Source organism: Streptomyces sp. NPDC006435 (genome assembly GCF_040612315.1).
In the GTDB taxonomy this organism is placed as follows: Bacteria; Actinomycetota; Actinomycetes; order Streptomycetales; family Streptomycetaceae; genus Streptomyces.
The window spans coordinates 113,346-129,305 of the sequence record NZ_JBEXPY010000019.1 but is presented as its reverse complement, the minus strand read 5'-3'; the positions used below and the strand labels follow the sequence as shown (position 1 = coordinate 129,305).

The window sequence follows — 15,960 nt, the reverse complement described above, 5'->3', positions numbered from 1 at the left end:
CCCGTGCCCCGCGCCGGGCGCGACCGCGTCGGACCGCGTCCCCGTGCCGGGCGTGGTCCGGTGCGGGGGCGGCGTGGCTCAGGTGCCCGGCCGCCAGTCCGGGCGGCGGCCGCTCATGGCGACGGTCTGGTCGAGCAGGGGCGCGTCGGCCGGGACGGGGACCGGGGCACCGAAGATTTCCTCCGGGCGGGGAGCGTCGTCGTCAGGGGTCAGCAGGGCCAGCGAGACGCGCAGGCTCGCCTCGTCCGGCTCGTACTCCTGACCGGTCGAACGGGCCAGGTCCCAGCCGTGGATCACCAGCTCGTCCAGTGCGACCACCACCGCCACCTCGGCCGGCAGATCCACCCCGCCCGCCCTGGTCATCCCCTGCCGGGCGTCGGGGGCGCGCCAGGCCGCCACCAGCTCGTCCAGCAGCGGCGGCAGTGTCTCGCGCCAGTCGTCGGGGAGCACCGGCGGGGCGTCGGCCGGTGGGGTGTCGGTCGTCGGCCCGAGGTCCTTGCGCGCCGCGTCGCGGAAGGCGGCGCTCAGCCCGACCACATGGGCGAGCAGCTCGCGCACCGTGTAGTCGGGACAGGGCGTCGGACCGCCCAGTTGCCGGTCGTCGATGCCGCCGAGCAGGGCGGCGAGCCGGCGCGCGGCGGGCTCCAGGTCGATCGTGGGGATCGTCTCGGTGTGCGTGTCCATACAGTGCAGACCTCTCCCGCGCCCCGAACTCATCGCTCATCGCACGACGCGTCCACGGAGCACGATCCGGCTCGGGTGGTTCAGCACGGCAGGGTCCTCGGTCGGGTCGGTGGCGTATGCGACGAGGTCGGCGGGCGCGCCGTCCACGAGGCCCGGCAGTCCGAGCCAGGCCCGTGCCGTCCAGGACGCGGCACCGAGTGCCGCGCGGGCCGGCAGACCGGCCCGTACCAGCCATTCCATCTCGCCCGCGACCGTCCCGCAAGGGAAGGAGTCCGTCCCCGCCAGCACCGTCACACCGGCCTCGTGGGCAGCGCGCACATTGTCGAGCATGCCGTCCCACCCGGCCAGCCACAGATCGCGGCGCACGCTCGGTTCCCGGGCCCGCATCCGGTCCACCCCGGCGGCGAAGACGCTCAGCGTCGGCACGAACGCCGTGCCCCGCGCGGCCATCCGGTCCAGCAGCGCCGGATCGAGATGCATGCCGTGCTCCAGGCTGTCGGCGCCCGCCAGTACGGCGTTGCGGGTGCCCTCGGAGGTCTGGCAGTGCACCGCGACCTTGCCGCCGACCGCGTGCACCGCCTCCACCACCGAGGTCAACAGCGGCAGCGGCACGGCGGGTTCGTCGGCGGCCCAGTCCCCGACGACCTTGCACCACCCGGACGAGGCGGTCGCCTCCTCCACGGCGGCCCGCACCAACTCCGCCTCGCTCACGTCCCGTCCGAAGCCGGGGAAGAACCGGCCGGGCGTGGCCAGCCACCGCCCCGCCGACGTCACCCGGGGCAGCTCCGGGTCCTCCGCCACCCAGCCGGGCATCCGCCGCGCCGTGCCCGGGGTGCGCACCGCGAGCACCCCGGCGTCCCGGTGCTCCACCAACTGCCGCCGCAGCAGCCCCTCGTCGAAGGGCACACGGGGGTCCGTCGTGCCGGGGTGGGTGTGCACGTCGACGAGGCCGGGCAGCAACCAGCCGCCGTCCACGACCATTTCCACGTCCCGGCCCGAGAGGCCGCCCGACGGGCCGCCCGCGCGGAGCACCTCGCCGTCGATCAGGAAGGTGCGCTCCTCGCGCTCCGGCAGCACGACTCCTCGTATGCACAGCATCGGACGACCGTACGGCACGACGGCCCCGCGGGGCGGAGCGCCACCGCCCCGCCCCGCCCCGCGGGACGCACGGTCACACCGGCACATTGCGGAACGTTCCGATCCGTCCTCTTGTCGGCGACCCCCACGTCGTGCGATACAGGTCTGGACCATTGCTCCCGGATGGAAGGCGCAACCGTGCAACGCCCCCACGCAACCGCCGCGTTGGCCTGCTCCGTCGTCCTGCTCGCCGCGCTGACCGCCTGCGAATCCGCCCCCGAGGCCGACACCGAGCGGCCGACGGCGCCGGGTCACGTGACGGCGCAGGCCGGCAGCGCCACCTCCGTGCACGTCATGTGGGAGCGGGCCTCGGACGACAGGGCGGTCACCGGCTACGAGGTCTACCGGGAGGGGAAGCGGGTGAAGTCGGTCCCGGCGGCCAAGCTGATGATCGATGTCGACGGGCTGACCGCGTCGACCGCCCACACCTTCACCGTCCGGGCCCGTGACGCCGCCGGGAACCTCTCCGCGCCCGGTGCCGCCGCCCGCGTCACCACGCCCGCCGCCGCCCGCGCCGACCGGAAGGCACCGACCCGCCCGGTGAAGCTGCGCGGCACGGTGGACGGCAGCCGGGCGGTGAACCTCTCCTGGGGCGGCTCGACGGACGACGTCGGTGTCACCTCGTACGACATCTACCAGGAGGACTCCCGGATCCACAGCGTGCCCGGCGACCGGACCACCGCGCATCTGACCGGACTGCGCCCCGGCACCGTCTACACCTTCACCGTCCGGGCCCGCGACGCGGCCGACATCTCCTCGCCGGACAGCAACGCCGTCGACCTCACGACCGGGTCCGCCCCGGGCGCCCCGGCCGCCACCGCCCCCACCGACCTGCGGGTCGACAGTCGTGCCCAGGGCGAGGAGTACGCCATCGACCTGGACTGGGAGCAGCCGGAGACCGGCGGGGAGATCCCCGCGTACCAGCTGTTCATGAACGGCCGGCCGACCACCACGATCGTGTGGGGCGGGGCCCCGCCCGAGGGGCGGGCGAGCTACCGGCTCACCGTGGGCGACCCGCGCGGCACCCGCTACTCGCTGAAGATCCGCGCGAAGCTGCCCGACGGGAAGTGGGGTGACTTCTCCGCCCAGCGCACGATCGTCCTCGGTGAGTGAGCCGAGTGAGGCGCACGGGGTGGGTGAGGCGCACGGGGTGAGGCGCACGGGGGAGTGGGGCGCGCAGGGTGAGTGAGGCGTACGGGGGTGAGGCGCGCCGGGGGTGCGGGCGGAGGCTTTACCCGTGATTGGTCTGTACCTATTGACGAGTTGGTCCAGACCTTTTAGTTTCCCCTGTGCTCCATGGCACCAAGGAATCCGGCTCCCCTCTCAGGACCGCCTCACCGGTCCCTGCCTCATGGGAGAACACCATGTTCGAGCACATGACTCTCAGACGGAGAACGGCCACCGCGCTCGTCGCCGTCCTCGGGCTGCTCCTCGCGCTGCTCTCGCTCCAGGCCGCCCCCGCGCACGCGGCGGGCAAGCTGACGGCGACCTTCACCTCGGCCGACAACGGCTCCTGGTGGAAGGGCACCTACGTCCTGCACAACGACACCGACACCGCCGTGACCGGCTGGGAACTCGAATTCGACCTGCCTGCCGGGGTCACGATCGACACCTCCTACAACGGCACCGTCACCACCCGGGGCAGCCACGTCACCGCGGCCAACGCCCACTACAACGGCACGGTCGCCGCGCACGGCACCAGTGAGCCGTACAGCTTCTGGTTCGTCGCCAAGGGCCCCGTCACCGCGCCCACCGGCTGCCGGATCAACGGCGACAAGTGCGACGGCTCCGCCGACGTGCCGCCGGGCGTGCCCGGCGGGCTGAAGCAGGCCGACGTCACCGCCCGCACCGCGTCCCTGTCCTGGACGGCGGCCGCGGCGGGCGACTTCCCCGTGGCGTCGTACGACGTCCTGGCCGGTGGCGAGGTGGTGGGGTCCGCCACCGCGGCCACCTCCACCACGGTCACCGGCCTGACCCCGGCCACCGCCTACTCGTTCACCGTCCGCGCCAAGGACACCCGTGGCAACACCTCGGCCGAGAGCGCGCCGCTCGCCGTCACCACCGTCGACCCGGCCACCGACACCTCCCCGCCCACCGCGCCCGGATCGCTGCGCTCCACGGCCGCCGACTCCTCGTCCGTCACCCTGGCCTGGAACGCGGCGACGGACGACCAGCGGGTCGCCGCGTACGACATCTACCGGGGCGGCCTGCTCGCCACCACGGTCTCCGGCACGACGACCACCGCCACCATCGGCGGACTCTCGCCCTCGACCTCGTACACCTTCACCGTCAAGGCGCGGGACGCGGCGGACAACGCCTCCCCGGCCAGTGCCGCGCTCACCGTGAAGACCGACGACATCGTCGGTGCGGGCGACTACGCCAAGGTCGGCTACTTCGTCCAGTGGGGCATCTACGGCCGCCAGTACTTCGTCAAGAACCTCCAGGACTCCGGGGCCGCGGGCAAGCTCGACATCATCAACTACGCCTTCGCCAACATCGACCCCGACAACCTCACCTGCCTGAACGGCGTCACGAAGGGCACCACCGCCGACCCCCAGGACCCGGAACAGGGCACCGGTGCCGGGGACGCCGACGCCGACTACGCCCGCCCGTTCGCCGCGGCCCAGTCCGTCGACGGCGTCGCGGACGACGGATGGGCCAAACTGCGCGGAAACTTCAACCAGTTGAAGAAGCTGAAGAAGCTCAACCCGAGCCTGAAGATCGTGGTCTCGCTCGGCGGCTGGACGTACTCGAAGTACTTCTCCGACGTGGCGGCCACCGACGCGGCCCGCAAGAAGTTCGTCTCCTCCTGCATCGACATGTACATCAAGGGCAACCTGCCCGAATACAACGGCGCGGGCGGCCCCGGGGTCGCCGCGGGCATCTTCGACGGCTTCGACGTCGACTGGGAGTGGCCGGGCACCGGCACCGGACACCCCGGCAACCACTACTCGCCCGACGACAAGGACAACCTGACCCTGCTGCTCGCCGAGTTCCGCAGGCAGCTGGACGCCCTCGGCGGCGAGCACCGGCTCCTCACCGCCTTCACCCCCGCCGACCCGCAGAAGATCGGCGACGGCTGGGACCTGGCCAAGGTCTTCGACTCGCTCGACGTGGCCAACGTCCAGGGCTACGACTTCCACGGCTCGGGCAGCGACAACTCCTGGGAACCCGACCGCACCGGCCACCAGGCCAACCTCTACCCGGACGACCAGGACCCCTACACGACCCGGTTCAGCGCCGACACCGCCATCAAGGCGTACACCGACGCGGGCGTCGAACCCCGCAAACTGACCCTCGGCATACCGTTCTACGGCCGGGGCTGGCAGAACGTCACCGACGGCGGGGTCGCGGGCGAATGGCAGGGCGCGGGCGGCGCCGCCCCCGGGCAGTTCGCCGAGGAGGCCGGCAACCGCGGCTACTCCAACCTCATCGGCGCGTACCCGACGATGACGGTGCACCACGACGAACAGTCGGTCTCCACGTACGGCTACACCGGAAACCAGTGGTGGTCCTTCGACGACACCTGGTCCCTCGGCAAGAAGACCGACTACGTGAAGTCCAAGGGGCTGCTGGGGGTGATGATCTGGGAGATGTCGGGTGACACGGCACAGGGCACCCTGATGAACGCCCTGGACACCGGCCTGAAGCAGGGCCTCTCCGGACAGAAGCGGCGGCAGTAGCCGGCCCGCCGGTCCGCGGGGCTCCGGCGGGTCCCGCGGACCGGTCGTGCGGCGGAGCCGGGATCAGACGCCCCCGAGCACGCCCTGTGCCGAGGTCAGACAGCGTTCGGCCAGTGCCGCCGGCCCCTCCGGGCCCGTCGCGGGGGCGTCGCCGGCCGCCCAGGTCTCCACCGCGGCCCGCACCGCGGCGCCCGCGACCCCGGCCGTCAGCCGGATCTCCAGCGAGCCCGCCCCGTCCGGGAGCCCGGCGCGCGCCGCGAGCACCGCCGCCAAGGTGGCGTCCGCGTCGTGGCACGCGTCGTTCCACACCGACTGGAGGGCCGGGCTGTCCGCCGCCATCCGCAGCAGCGACCGCACCCACTCCAGGGACTCCGAGGCCGCCGTGTCACCGGGGGCCGGGGCCAGTGTCCGCCCCGCCGCGTGCCGCAGCGCGTCCGGCACCGACAGGGTGCCCGGCGCGTCCCGCACCGCCTCCACCCATTGCCGGGCGCCGACGGCGAGCAGCGGGGTGATGGCCTCCTCCTTGGTCGCGAAATAGCGGTAGAAGGTGCGCGGGGCGACGCCTGCGGCACGTGCGATGTCCTCGGCGCGGGTGCCCCGCAGGCCGTGCTCGACGAAGAGCGCCGCCGCCGTACGGGCGATGTCCAGCCGGGTCGCGGCCTTGCGCCGCTCCGTCAGAGAGCCACCTTGCATGCGGGCCAGGGTATGCCCTGGAGCCACTCCGCCCGTCAGGCGTCAACTGCCCATGTGGCAGAATCTGCCACAAAGGCATGTGGTGAACCAGCAAGAGGTGGCAAGAGCGGTGCGTCGGCGGCAGTTCCTTCTTCAGACGGCCGGCCTCGCCGGCGCCACGGCGGCGTTCGGGCTCACCGGCTGCGAGACGCGCGAGGACGTGAAGCTGGATCTCCTCGTGGCCAGCTACGACAAGAGCGTGGGCGCCTCGATCGGCGACCAGTGGGACAAGGTCGTCTCCACCTTCGAGAAGCAGCACGCCGGCATCAGGATCAACCTGGAGCGGGTCCCGTACGACAAGATCGACCGGACGCTCGCCCGCCGGGTCGAGGAGGGCCGGGCGCCCGACATCGCGCAGTCGAACATCTTCGCGCCCTATGCCGAGGACGGTCTGCTCCACGACATGACCAAGCTGTTCGACATCGTCACGCAGGCCGACTTCATCCGGTCCTTCACCGAGGCGGGCACGGTCGACAGCGCCACCTACGGAATCCCCTTCCTGGCCAGCACCCCCCGGCTCTTCTACAACAAGGAACTCTTCCGGCGGGCGCGCGTCGGCGGTGCCCCCACCTCGTGGGACGAGCTGCGGAAGGCCGCCCGGGCACTGAAGTCGATCGGCGTGAAGACGCCGTACGGGCTCCAGTTCGGACCCGAGGCGGCCGACGACGAGGCACTGTCCTGGCTGCTCGCGGCCGGCGGCGGCTACATGGGGGACACCGCACAGTACGACTTCGCGACGGCCGCCAACACCGAGGCCCTGACCTGGCTGCGGGACGAGTTCGTCGGGGAGGGGCTGGCCGGGGCCGCCCCCGCGAAGCTCAACCGGACCGACGCGTACGCGCAGTTCCTGGGCGGCGAGATCGGGATGCTGATCGCCCACCCCGTGCTGATGGGCGCGGCCGATCAGGCCAAGGTCCCCTACGCGCACGCCCCGTTCCCCAAGAAGGACGGCGGGGCCGCCGTCCCGCTGGGGCTGAGCGACTGGCTGATGGCGTTCCAGCGGGGCGGCCACCGCGAGGAGTGCGGCAAGTTCCTCTCGTTCCTCTACAGCGGGAAGTCCGCCCTGGCCTACGGCGGCAGCCAGTCCGCGCTCCCCGTGACGTACTCGGCGTCCGACGCGGCGACCGGAAACCCCTCCGAGCAGCCGCTGTCGGCATTCGTCGAGCAGCTGTCGGACGCGCAGTTCGCCCCGGTCAACATGCGGTCCTGGCCCGCCGTCAGGGAGACGATCCGTGCCGATGTGGGCCGGGCCGTGATGGAGGGCGGCGAACCCGGGACCGTACTCGCCGCACTGGACAAGGCGGCCGCCGAGGCGGAGGTGAAGGCGGCGACCTCCTGAGCCGCGCCGGGCACGGTGCGTCCCCGGACTTCCCTCGGAGCTCGGAGCTCGGAGCTCGGTGCCCGGCAGCGCACGGCGCCGTTCGCCGCCGACGGCACGGTGGACACCGGCTCGAGGTCGCATACGCGCCACCACCCACTCCGCACCGCTCACGGAGCTGGCTAAGGTGATCGTTCCTGGCGGACCGGAACGAGGGGGCGGGCCGTATGGCGGCGAGCAGTGAGCGGCGGCGCAGGGCGGACATCGTGCGCTACTGGCGCGCGGTGGAGATGTTCAGCCCGCAGAAGGTGGAGAGGACCTCGCCGCCGAAGGGCATGTACCCCGTGGAATCCGGGAACCCGCTGCCGTGGGAGGAGGGGCATCCCGTACGGCGGCGGAACCCGGGCCGGAACATGGTGAGGCAGCACACCGTCTACTGCGGGGTGTACCCGGTGGCGTCCGTCCGTGATGTCCTGCTCGATGTCTTCGGCGACAGCGAGGAGGACCACGACGGCCGTGTGGACGGCGACAGTGCCCTGCTGGCCTTCGAGGTCACGGATGAAGGGTTGCTGGTCCAGGACTCCATCACCTTCTCCGCGTGCGCCTGGGCGACGGGGCGCAGCCGTAAGCCCGGACCCGGGGCCCAGGGATGGCTCGACGGTTTCGAGGCGGAAGCCGACGCGTGCGAAGGCGTTGTGCTGGGTGTCGGCGACGGCAGGGTGACGATCGCGGACACGGCGTCGGGGCGGCGGCAGCGGCCCTTCGCGGGGTTGTTGTGCGAGATCACGACCGGCGCGGTCGGCGGCGCCTTGAACGCCGTACTCGGGCCGGTGCTCGGTGATCTGGCGGCCGGTGCCCTGTCCGGCGCGGTCGGTGCGGTGACCGACGGCGATGCCGGGCGTTCGACCGGGCGCTCCACCGGGCGTTCCGCCGGGCGCGAGGAGGACGAGTCGCTGGACGGGAGCCCGCCGGACGAGGGCGACGCGGCCGATGCGGCGGACGGCGACGGGGCTCCGCCCCGGCTCGGGGAGAAGCCGTTGACCGTGCGGGACCTGTCGGCCGTCACCCGCTGGGTCGCGGAACAGTTCGGTGTCACCGACGACCTGCGGCCGGAGACGATTCGGGTCCAGTGCAGGTCCGTGTCCCGGCGGAAGGCCGGCCGGTCGGGCGGATCCGACTTCCTGAACAGCTTCATCGCGGCGGACCTCGGCCTCGTCGCCGACAGTCTCGGCAAGGACGAGCCGGGGCCCGCACTGAGGGACTACCTGACCGCCTCGGCCTTGCTGCGCGGCCGTACGCGCATCGATCTCAAGCACGAGCCCGGAGCGGTACTCGACGGTGTTCAGCCGGCCCGCTTCCCGCTCGGACGATGGCCGGCGAAGACGGAGCACCCGCTGGTACTGAGCCAGCAGTTCGCAGTCGACCGGATCGTGGAGCAGCTCACCGACGCCGACGGCCTGTACGCGGTGAACGGCCCGCCCGGTACGGGCAAGACCACACAGTTGCGGGACCTCATCGCCGCCGTACTGGTCATGCGGGCCGAGCGCCTGTCCGAACTGCGGCGCCCCGAGGACGCGTTCACCGGCCAGGCGCACCGCTGGAGCACCGGCACCTACCAGCGGTCCGTCGCCCCGCTCGAACCGGAGCTGACGGGTTACGAGATGGTGATCGCGTCGGCCAACAACGGTGCCGTCGAGAACGTCTCCAACGAGATCCCGGCACTCGAATCCGTCGCTGCGGAGTGGCGGGAGGCAGCGTCCTTCTTCCCGGAACAGGGACGCCTTCTCCTGGACGGCGCACCGTCGTGGGGAACCCTCGCCGCAAAGCTCGGCAACAAGGGGAACCGTTCGGATTTCCGCAACAAGTACTGGTTCGGCCCGCCGCGCGAGGAACGGGCCGAGCGTGGCGAGGGCATGCGGGACGTCCTGAAGGCGGCAGCTTCACGCGGCTTCGACCCGATGTGCTGGCGGGAGTCCGTCGCCCGTTTCCGGGACGCGCGGCAGACGGTGCGGGCCCTGCAGGACGAGCGGCAGCGAGCGTATGAGGCACTCCTGAACCACAACGGGTCGCATGCGGCCGTCGCCACCGCCCAGGAGGCGGTACTCGGCGCCGAGCAGAACCTGGAAGCACTTCGGCAACCGGCCGTGGAGGCCCGCGCGGCTCGTGACAGGGCGCAGAGGGACCTCGCAGGCCCCGCGGACCGAAGGGCGGAGCACCGTCGGCACCGCCCCGGCCTGACCGCGGGCATCTTCACACTCGGCGCGGCACAGCGCGACTGGCAGGCGGAGGACCGGCTGCTGGCCGAAGCGGAGCAGACGGCTCGCGCCGGGTACGAGGCACACACGCAGACGGCCGCCGCGTACGACCGGGCCGAAGCAGCGGGCAGAGGCACCCTGGACGAAGCCCGGCGGGCGCTCCGATCGGCGGAAGAACACCACGCGCGACTTCTGGCAACCCTGGGGGCGGCCATCGAGCGGTGGGGCACCTCGATTCCGGGCCAGGAGGAGCGCGGTGAGCGAACGGAGGAGGAGGCGAGAGAGCTCTCCTCGCCCTGGTCCGATCCGGAGTTCACCAGGGCCCGCACCCGGTTGTTTCTCGCCGCGATGGATCTGCACCGTGCGTTCATCGAAGGCGCGGCCGACCGGATGCGCAAGAACCTCGACGCCGCGATGGACGTCCTCTGCGGTGACGCGCCCAGGACCCTGAAGCCGGAAGTGGTGCTGGCGGCCTGGCAGAGCCTCTTCCTCGCTCTGCCGGTCGTCTCCACGACCTTCGCCTCACTGGACCGGATGTTCACGGGTCTGGGGCCCCGGTCGCTGGGCTGGATGCTGATCGACGAGGCCGGCCAGGCGACCGCGCAGATGCCGGTGGGTGCCCTGTGGCGGGCGCGGCGAGGCGTCGTCGTGGGCGATCCGCTGCAGCTGGAGCCGGTGGTCACACTGCCGCACACGGGCCAGCAGGCCCTTCGCCGTACGTTCGGTGTGGCCGAGGAGTGGGAACCGTCCCGCACCTCGGCACAGCGCGTCGCGGACCGGCTGAACAGCTACGGCACTTGGCTCCCGGCACCCCAGGGTTCCGAGGACGACCGGGTCTGGGTGGGGTCGCCCCTGCGCGTCCACCGGCGTTGCGACGACCCGATGTTCACGATCAGCAACGAGATCGCCTACGACGGGCTCATGGTGCACGGGGTGCACCGGGAAGACGATTACGCGGTGGCCCGGCGCGGTGTGTGGTGGCCGGTGAGCGGCGGGCGCGCACCGCAGGGCAAGTGGTCGCCGGACGAGGGGGACTGCGCGAACGTCATCGTGCACCGGCTGGTCGACCAGGGCCTGGACCCGGAGCGTGAGCTCTTCGTCATCAGCCCGTTCCGGGATGTCGTGGCAGGACTCCGTCGCAGCCTGTGCCGGGTCGTCCCCCGCGACAGGGTGGGCACCGTGCATACGACCCAGGGCAAGGAAGCCGACGTGGTGCTGCTGATCCTCGGCGCGGGCGGGGACAAAGCAGGACCGCGAACCTGGGCGGCCTCCGCCCCGAACCTGCTGAACGTCGCGGTGAGTCGCGCTCGTCGGCGGCTGTTCGTCGTGGGTGACCACGACGCATGGCGCGGACACCAGCACTTCGACGTACTCGCACGTCATCTGCCGTGCATCTCGGAAGACGAGCAGGCGGCCATGCGGGCACTCGCCCCGACGTCGCTCGCCGAAGGCTGCCGCTGCCGGTAGGCAAGGGCGTCGTGGAGGGCACACCTCGTGCCCTCCACGGCCTCGTCCGGTGCTGCCTCAGCCGCAGGCGCTCGCCCGGGCCTCCGTGACGACCACGTCCTCGAGCCGGACGGAGAGCGACTGGTCGCGCCGGGGGTCCCACAGCCATACGCGGTCCCCGGAGGTGCCGAAGGTGAGCAGAGAACGCGTAGTGGCGAGCGGACCGTTGAAGACGGGGATCTCCTCGGACACGGGCTCGACACAGACGAGTCGGCCCTGGACTCCGTAGTACGCCGCCGGGGACTTGCCGGACGCCGCGGCCGTACGCGCTCGGCTCGCGGCCGTTTCCGCTCCGACGAGTCCGGCGGTCAGGGAGATCCCGATGACGAACAGGCTCATGAGAGGAACGCCGATCCGGACCATGCCCCGTGCGTGGACCCACTGGTGGTAGTGGCGCATCCAGCCGGCGATCGCCAGCACCACTGCCGCGAGCCCGACCGCGATTCCGATGGGCTTGAGCGAGGCCGCGTAGGACCAGTACACCGAGACCGGGATGGCGTCGGAAGGGACGCCGAACCCGGCCTTCAGATACATCGTGTGCAGCAGGCCTCCGAACCAGGGCAGGCTCAGGGCGAGCGCGGGAACGAGTGCTGGTACGGCCCAGTTGGCGTTGCGGCTGAACCAGGAGTGAACCAGTGCGTACCCGAGCCCGTAGAGGATCAGGGCACAGAGAGCCACCCCGAGCACCACGTACGCCGTCACGCGTGCCACTTGCGCCGGGGGACCGGGCAGGGTGAGAACCAGCAACAGGCCGGCCAAGGTCATCGGGGCGACGGCCGCAGCGCCCCAGACCACGGTGACGGCAAGGGATTGTTCCTCCCTCCGGTTGGTGATCCCGTGGCCCACGGGCCATATCAGGGCGCACGCCACGAGCAGCGGCACCAGCACGAACAGACCGTCCGCGGCCGCGGCCGCGGATCCGCAGGCGACCGCCAGGCCCAGTCCCGCCAGCAGAGGGCCCGCCAGGCGCCACGCCGACACCGGGCTCGGCGGTGGTGCGTCGGGGTCCCGGCCTTCCATACCCATGGGGACGCGTAGCTGGAGGCGCTGCGGGTCGTACGGGCGTCCGGTGAGCGTTCCGCGCTCCAGACGCTGTTCGAGCGCTTCGACGGAAGGGCGGCCGGTCTGCTTGAGGATACGGACGGTGGAGATGGCACCGAGCGACGTACGCAGGGATGCGATCCGGGCTCCGGGGCTCGGGGAGCCCGAGGGGGCGGACGACCCCGGGAGCCGACGGTGGGCGTGGAACACGGAGCGGTGGTCGTGGGTCAGGTCGTGCTCGATGAGAAACGCATCCACCACCCACATGCCCGCCTGGTGGCGGCGAGCCAGGTTCTCGATCTCGGAGACCGCGGCCTGCACTGCGCCGAAACGTGCGCCGTGCAGCCGGACTTCGACCAGCAGCCCCGTACGGCCGGGGCCGAGCGCCGAGGCATCCGCGGTGTGGTCACGGGGAAGCCACGGTCGCACCGACCAGCCACGCCCTTCCAGGAGCTGTGCCGCGAGACTCGTCTCGTCCGGGCTGTCGACGACCGCGACCAGGACCTCGATCCGCCGGTTGAAGGGCTCGGCGGGCAAGGCCGTTGTGTCCGTCCGGTCGACAGAGTGTTCCGGGGTCACCGGAGGTGGCGGGAACGGGAGTTGACGGCCACCGTGTTCGCCGTGACCTGCTCGGCCTCCAGGCCCGTGAACCCCTTGTGGATCAGGGCCCGGGACCCCTCGGTGGCGTAGCCGTGCAGGAGTCGCGGCAGGGCCCGTGTCTCGATTGCCTCACGGTTGGTGGGGCGGCCTCCGCTGATGAAGCGTATGACCTCGGGGTCGTGGTCCAGGGCGATCAGACGGTCGGTGCCGGCCGTCGTGAGCGCGCGCAGGGCGAGCCGGTCGGTCTCCAGGAAGTCGGACATGCCGCGATCTTCATCACGGGCCGGCCGGGCCCGCCACCGGTTTTCCGGTCGGATCTGTCACCCTGACACCTGCCCGACGGCTTTCCGGCTTCGAGCTCATCGCGATACGGCACTGCCCCAGGTGCCGTCGGCACCTGGGGCAGTCATGCATGCGAGCGACGTCAGCCCAGCTGCTCGTACGCGGGCAGAGTCAGGAAGTCCGCGTAGTCCTGGTCCAGGGAGACCTGGAGCAGGAGGTCGTGGGCCTGCTGCCACTTGCCGGCGGCGAAGGCCTCGTCGCCGGTCTCGGCGCGGATCGCGGCGAGTTCCTCGGCCGCGACCCTGCGGGCCAGGTCCGCCGTGGCGTGCTCGCCGTTCTCGAAGACCACGTCCGCGTTGATCCACTGCCAGATCTGCGAACGGGAGATCTCCGCGGTGGCGGCGTCCTCCATCAGGTTGAAGATGGCGACCGCGCCCAGGCCGCGCAGCCATGCCTCGATGTAGCGGATGCCGACCGCGACGGCGTTGCGCAGGCCCTCGTACGTGGGAACGGCGTCCAGGCTGTCGACGGCGATCAGGTCCCCGGCGGCCACCGAGACGTCCTCGCGCAGGCGCTCCTTCTGGTTCGGCTTCTCGCCGAGGACCGCGTCGAAGGAGGCCATGGCGATCGGCACCAGGTCCGGGTGGGCGACCCAGGAGCCGTCGAAGCCGTCGCCGGCCTCGCGGTCCTTGTCGGCCTTGACCTTCTCGAAGGCGACCTTGTTGACCTCGGCGTCGCGGCGGGACGGGATGAAGGCCGCCATGCCGCCGATGGCGTGCGCGCCGCGCTTGTGGCAGGTGCGGACGAGGAGTTCGGTGTACGCGCGCATGAACGGGGCGGTCATCGTCACCGCGTTGCGGTCCGGCAGGACGAACTTGGCGCCGCCGTCACGGAAGTTCTTGACGATGGAGAAGAGGTAGTCCCAACGGCCCGCGTTCAGACCGGAGGCGTGGTCGCGGAGTTCGTAGAGGATCTCCTCCATCTCGTACGCGGCGGTGATCGTCTCGATGAGGACGGTCGCGCGGACCGTGCCCTGCGGGATGCCGACGTAGTCCTGGGCGAAGACGAAGATGTCGTTCCAGAGCCGGGCCTCCAGGTGGGACTCGGTCTTCGGGAGGTAGAAGTACGGGCCCTTGCCGAGGTCGATGAGGCGCTGGGCGTTGTGGAAGAAGTAGAGGCCGAAGTCGACCAGCGCGCCCGGCACCGGGACGCCGTCCAGCTGGAGGTGGCGCTCGTTCAGGTGCCAGCCGCGCGGCCGGGTGACGACCGTGGCGAGCTCCTCGGCGGGCTTCAGGGCGTAGGACTTGCCGGACCCCGGGTCCGTGAAGTCGATGGTGCGGGTGTAGGCGTCGATCAGGTTGAGCTGGCCGAGGACGACGTTCTCCCACGTGGGGGCGGACGCGTCCTCGAAGTCGGCGAGCCAGACCCTGGCGCCCGAGTTCAGGGCGTTGATGGTCATCTTGCGGTCGGTCGGACCGGTGATCTCCACCCGGCGGTCGTTCAGCGCGGCCGGGGCCGGCGCGACGCGCCAGGAGTCGTCCGCGCGGATCGCCGCCGTCTCGGGCAGGAAGTCCAGCGTGGAGGTGCGGGCGATCTCGGCGCGGCGTTCGCCCCGGCGGGCGAGCAGTTCGTCACGACGGGGCGTGAACCGCCGGTGCAGCTCGGCCACGAAGGCGAGGGCCGCTTCGGTCAGGACCTCGTCCTGCCTGGGCAGGGGCTCGGCATCGACGATGGCCAGCGGGGACGGCGCTGGTGCGGACATGAGCGGTCACTCCTTCAGCGGGCGGTGCGGGCGGCGCCCCGCGACCGCCGGGTCGCCTGGGACGGCACGGCGTGCCAAGGCTCCGGGATACGGGTGGGGGCGCCGTCTGAGGTGCAGAGGGCTTCTGATCAGTGGATAGTAGTTTCCTCATGGTGGAAGTTCAATGGTTTGTTGATGTCGAGATTCTCCGGATCGACAGAAGCGGAGCGGTGTCGGCGCAGCGTGCCACCCCGTTCACTCCAGGTGCCCGAGGTCCTCCGCCGTGTCGATGTCGTACGCCTGGGCCACATCGGAACACTCGACGAGAGTGATCGCATCGCGGCGCTCCCGCAGATAGGCGCGGGCCCCCCGGTCGCCCACCGCGCCCGCCGCCACCTCCGCCCACAGATCGGCCCCGAACAGCACCGGATGGCCGCGCTCCCCGTCGTACGCGGCCGCCGCCAGGCTCCTTCGGGAGCGGTAGGCCGAACGCACCCGGTCCACCGCCCGTGCGCCGATGCCCGGCTGGTCCACCAGGAGGACCAGCGCCGCGTCGGCCCCCGAGCCGGTGAGCGCCCCGAGCCCCGCCCGCAGCGACGAGCCCATGCCCCCCGTCCATTCGGGGTTGACGGTCACGACGCAGCCGGAGAGGTCGGCGCGGGCCAGCACCTCGTCGGCGGCGGCGCCCAGCACCACGTGGACGGGGTCGCAACCGCCGTCCCGCAGCACCCGCACCGCGTGCTCGACCAGGGGCCGGCCGCGGTGTTCGAGCAGTGCCTTGGGGCGTCCGCCGAGTCGTCGTCCGCCGCCCGCGGCGAGCAGCAGTCCGGCGACCGCGGGGGTCCGTTCGGTGGCCTGTGTCGTCCGAGTCATGCGGACTGGATACCCCACCGCCTCCCGGACGCGCACCCTTCGCTGAAGCAAGCGACAGGGGATGCGAATGGGAACACCGTCCACCGGACGACATGGAGATCACCCTTA

At 71.8% G+C, this 15,960-nt stretch carries 11 protein-coding genes; 4 read left to right on the top strand and 7 right to left on the bottom strand.

Annotated elements, in window-relative coordinates; genetic code table 11:
* Positions 1 to 78: 78 nt before the first annotated feature.
* Positions 79 to 684 carry a TIGR03086 family metal-binding protein gene (locus tag ABZZ04_RS20150; protein WP_356933557.1) on the bottom strand — a complete coding sequence of 202 codons (606 nt, stop codon included), beginning with the start codon at positions 682 to 684 and terminating at the stop codon, positions 79 to 81.
* Between the two features lie 36 nt (positions 685 to 720).
* Positions 721 to 1,782, bottom strand: a complete 1,062-nt coding sequence (locus ABZZ04_RS20145) for an amidohydrolase family protein (protein ID WP_356933556.1) — start codon at positions 1,780 to 1,782, stop codon at positions 721 to 723.
* Positions 1,783 to 1,944: 162 nt separating this feature from the next.
* Between ABZZ04_RS20145 and ABZZ04_RS20140 the strand changes: the two genes are divergently transcribed.
* A complete protein-coding gene (locus ABZZ04_RS20140) occupies positions 1,945 to 2,934 on the top strand; it encodes a fibronectin type III domain-containing protein (RefSeq protein ID WP_356933555.1) in 990 nt (329 codons plus the stop codon).
* Between the two features lie 251 nt (positions 2,935 to 3,185).
* Positions 3,186 to 5,504 (top strand): glycosyl hydrolase family 18 protein, encoded by a 2,319-nt coding sequence (locus ABZZ04_RS20135; RefSeq protein WP_356933554.1) that lies wholly within the window; start codon positions 3,186 to 3,188, stop codon positions 5,502 to 5,504.
* A gap of 63 nt (positions 5,505 to 5,567) precedes the next feature.
* Here ABZZ04_RS20135 and ABZZ04_RS20130 read toward each other — a convergent pair whose 3' ends face one another.
* Positions 5,568 to 6,197, bottom strand: coding sequence for a TetR family transcriptional regulator (locus ABZZ04_RS20130; protein ID WP_356933553.1), 630 nt, complete (start codon positions 6,195 to 6,197; stop codon positions 5,568 to 5,570).
* Positions 6,198 to 6,279: 82 nt separating this feature from the next.
* Between ABZZ04_RS20130 and ABZZ04_RS20125 the strand changes: the two genes are divergently transcribed.
* Both ABZZ04_RS20125 and ABZZ04_RS20120 read left to right on the top strand, forming a co-directional pair.
* Positions 6,280 to 7,575, top strand: a complete 1,296-nt coding sequence (locus ABZZ04_RS20125) for an extracellular solute-binding protein (RefSeq protein ID WP_356933552.1) — start codon at positions 6,280 to 6,282, stop codon at positions 7,573 to 7,575.
* A gap of 206 nt (positions 7,576 to 7,781) precedes the next feature.
* Positions 7,782 to 11,276 (top strand): DEAD/DEAH box helicase, encoded by a 3,495-nt coding sequence (locus ABZZ04_RS20120; protein WP_356933551.1) that lies wholly within the window; start codon positions 7,782 to 7,784, stop codon positions 11,274 to 11,276.
* Positions 11,277 to 11,333: 57 nt separating this feature from the next.
* On the opposite strand, the gene ABZZ04_RS20115 is transcribed toward ABZZ04_RS20120, so the two are convergent.
* The 4 genes from ABZZ04_RS20115 to ABZZ04_RS20100 form a co-directional block, all read right to left on the bottom strand.
* A complete protein-coding gene (locus tag ABZZ04_RS20115) occupies positions 11,334 to 12,893 on the bottom strand; it encodes a hypothetical protein (RefSeq protein ID WP_356933550.1) in 1,560 nt (519 codons plus the stop codon).
* A gap of 38 nt (positions 12,894 to 12,931) precedes the next feature.
* Entirely contained in the window at positions 12,932 to 13,219 is a 288-nt protein-coding gene (locus tag ABZZ04_RS20110; RefSeq protein WP_356933549.1) for a GNAT family N-acetyltransferase, read from the bottom strand.
* Between the two features lie 161 nt (positions 13,220 to 13,380).
* Complete coding sequence (gene aceB / locus ABZZ04_RS20105; protein WP_356933548.1) at positions 13,381 to 15,000, bottom strand: malate synthase A; 1,620 nt, start codon at positions 14,998 to 15,000, stop codon at positions 13,381 to 13,383.
* 234 nt (positions 15,001 to 15,234) lie between these two features.
* A complete protein-coding gene (locus ABZZ04_RS20100; protein ID WP_356933547.1) occupies positions 15,235 to 15,852 on the bottom strand; it encodes a nucleotidyltransferase family protein in 618 nt (205 codons plus the stop codon).
* Positions 15,853 to 15,960: the final 108 nt, after the last annotated feature.

Bases quoted from the DNA above. Each gene is read 5' to 3' on its own strand.
- ABZZ04_RS20150 (WP_356933557.1), bottom strand. From the start codon at position 684: ATGGACACGCACACCGAGACGATCCCCACGATCGACCTGGAGCCCGCC.
- ABZZ04_RS20145 (WP_356933556.1), bottom strand. From the start codon at position 1,782: ATGCTGTGCATACGAGGAGTCGTGCTGCCGGAGCGCGAGGAGCGCACC.
- ABZZ04_RS20140 (WP_356933555.1), top strand. From the start codon at position 1,945: ATGGAAGGCGCAACCGTGCAACGCCCCCACGCAACCGCCGCGTTGGCC.
- ABZZ04_RS20135 (WP_356933554.1), top strand. From the start codon at position 3,186: ATGTTCGAGCACATGACTCTCAGACGGAGAACGGCCACCGCGCTCGTC.
- ABZZ04_RS20130 (WP_356933553.1), bottom strand. From the start codon at position 6,197: ATGCAAGGTGGCTCTCTGACGGAGCGGCGCAAGGCCGCGACCCGGCTG.
- ABZZ04_RS20120 (WP_356933551.1), top strand. From the start codon at position 7,782: ATGGCGGCGAGCAGTGAGCGGCGGCGCAGGGCGGACATCGTGCGCTAC.
- ABZZ04_RS20110 (WP_356933549.1), bottom strand. From the start codon at position 13,219: ATGTCCGACTTCCTGGAGACCGACCGGCTCGCCCTGCGCGCGCTCACG.
- aceB (WP_356933548.1), bottom strand. From the start codon at position 15,000: ATGTCCGCACCAGCGCCGTCCCCGCTGGCCATCGTCGATGCCGAGCCC.
- ABZZ04_RS20100 (WP_356933547.1), bottom strand. From the start codon at position 15,852: ATGACTCGGACGACACAGGCCACCGAACGGACCCCCGCGGTCGCCGGA.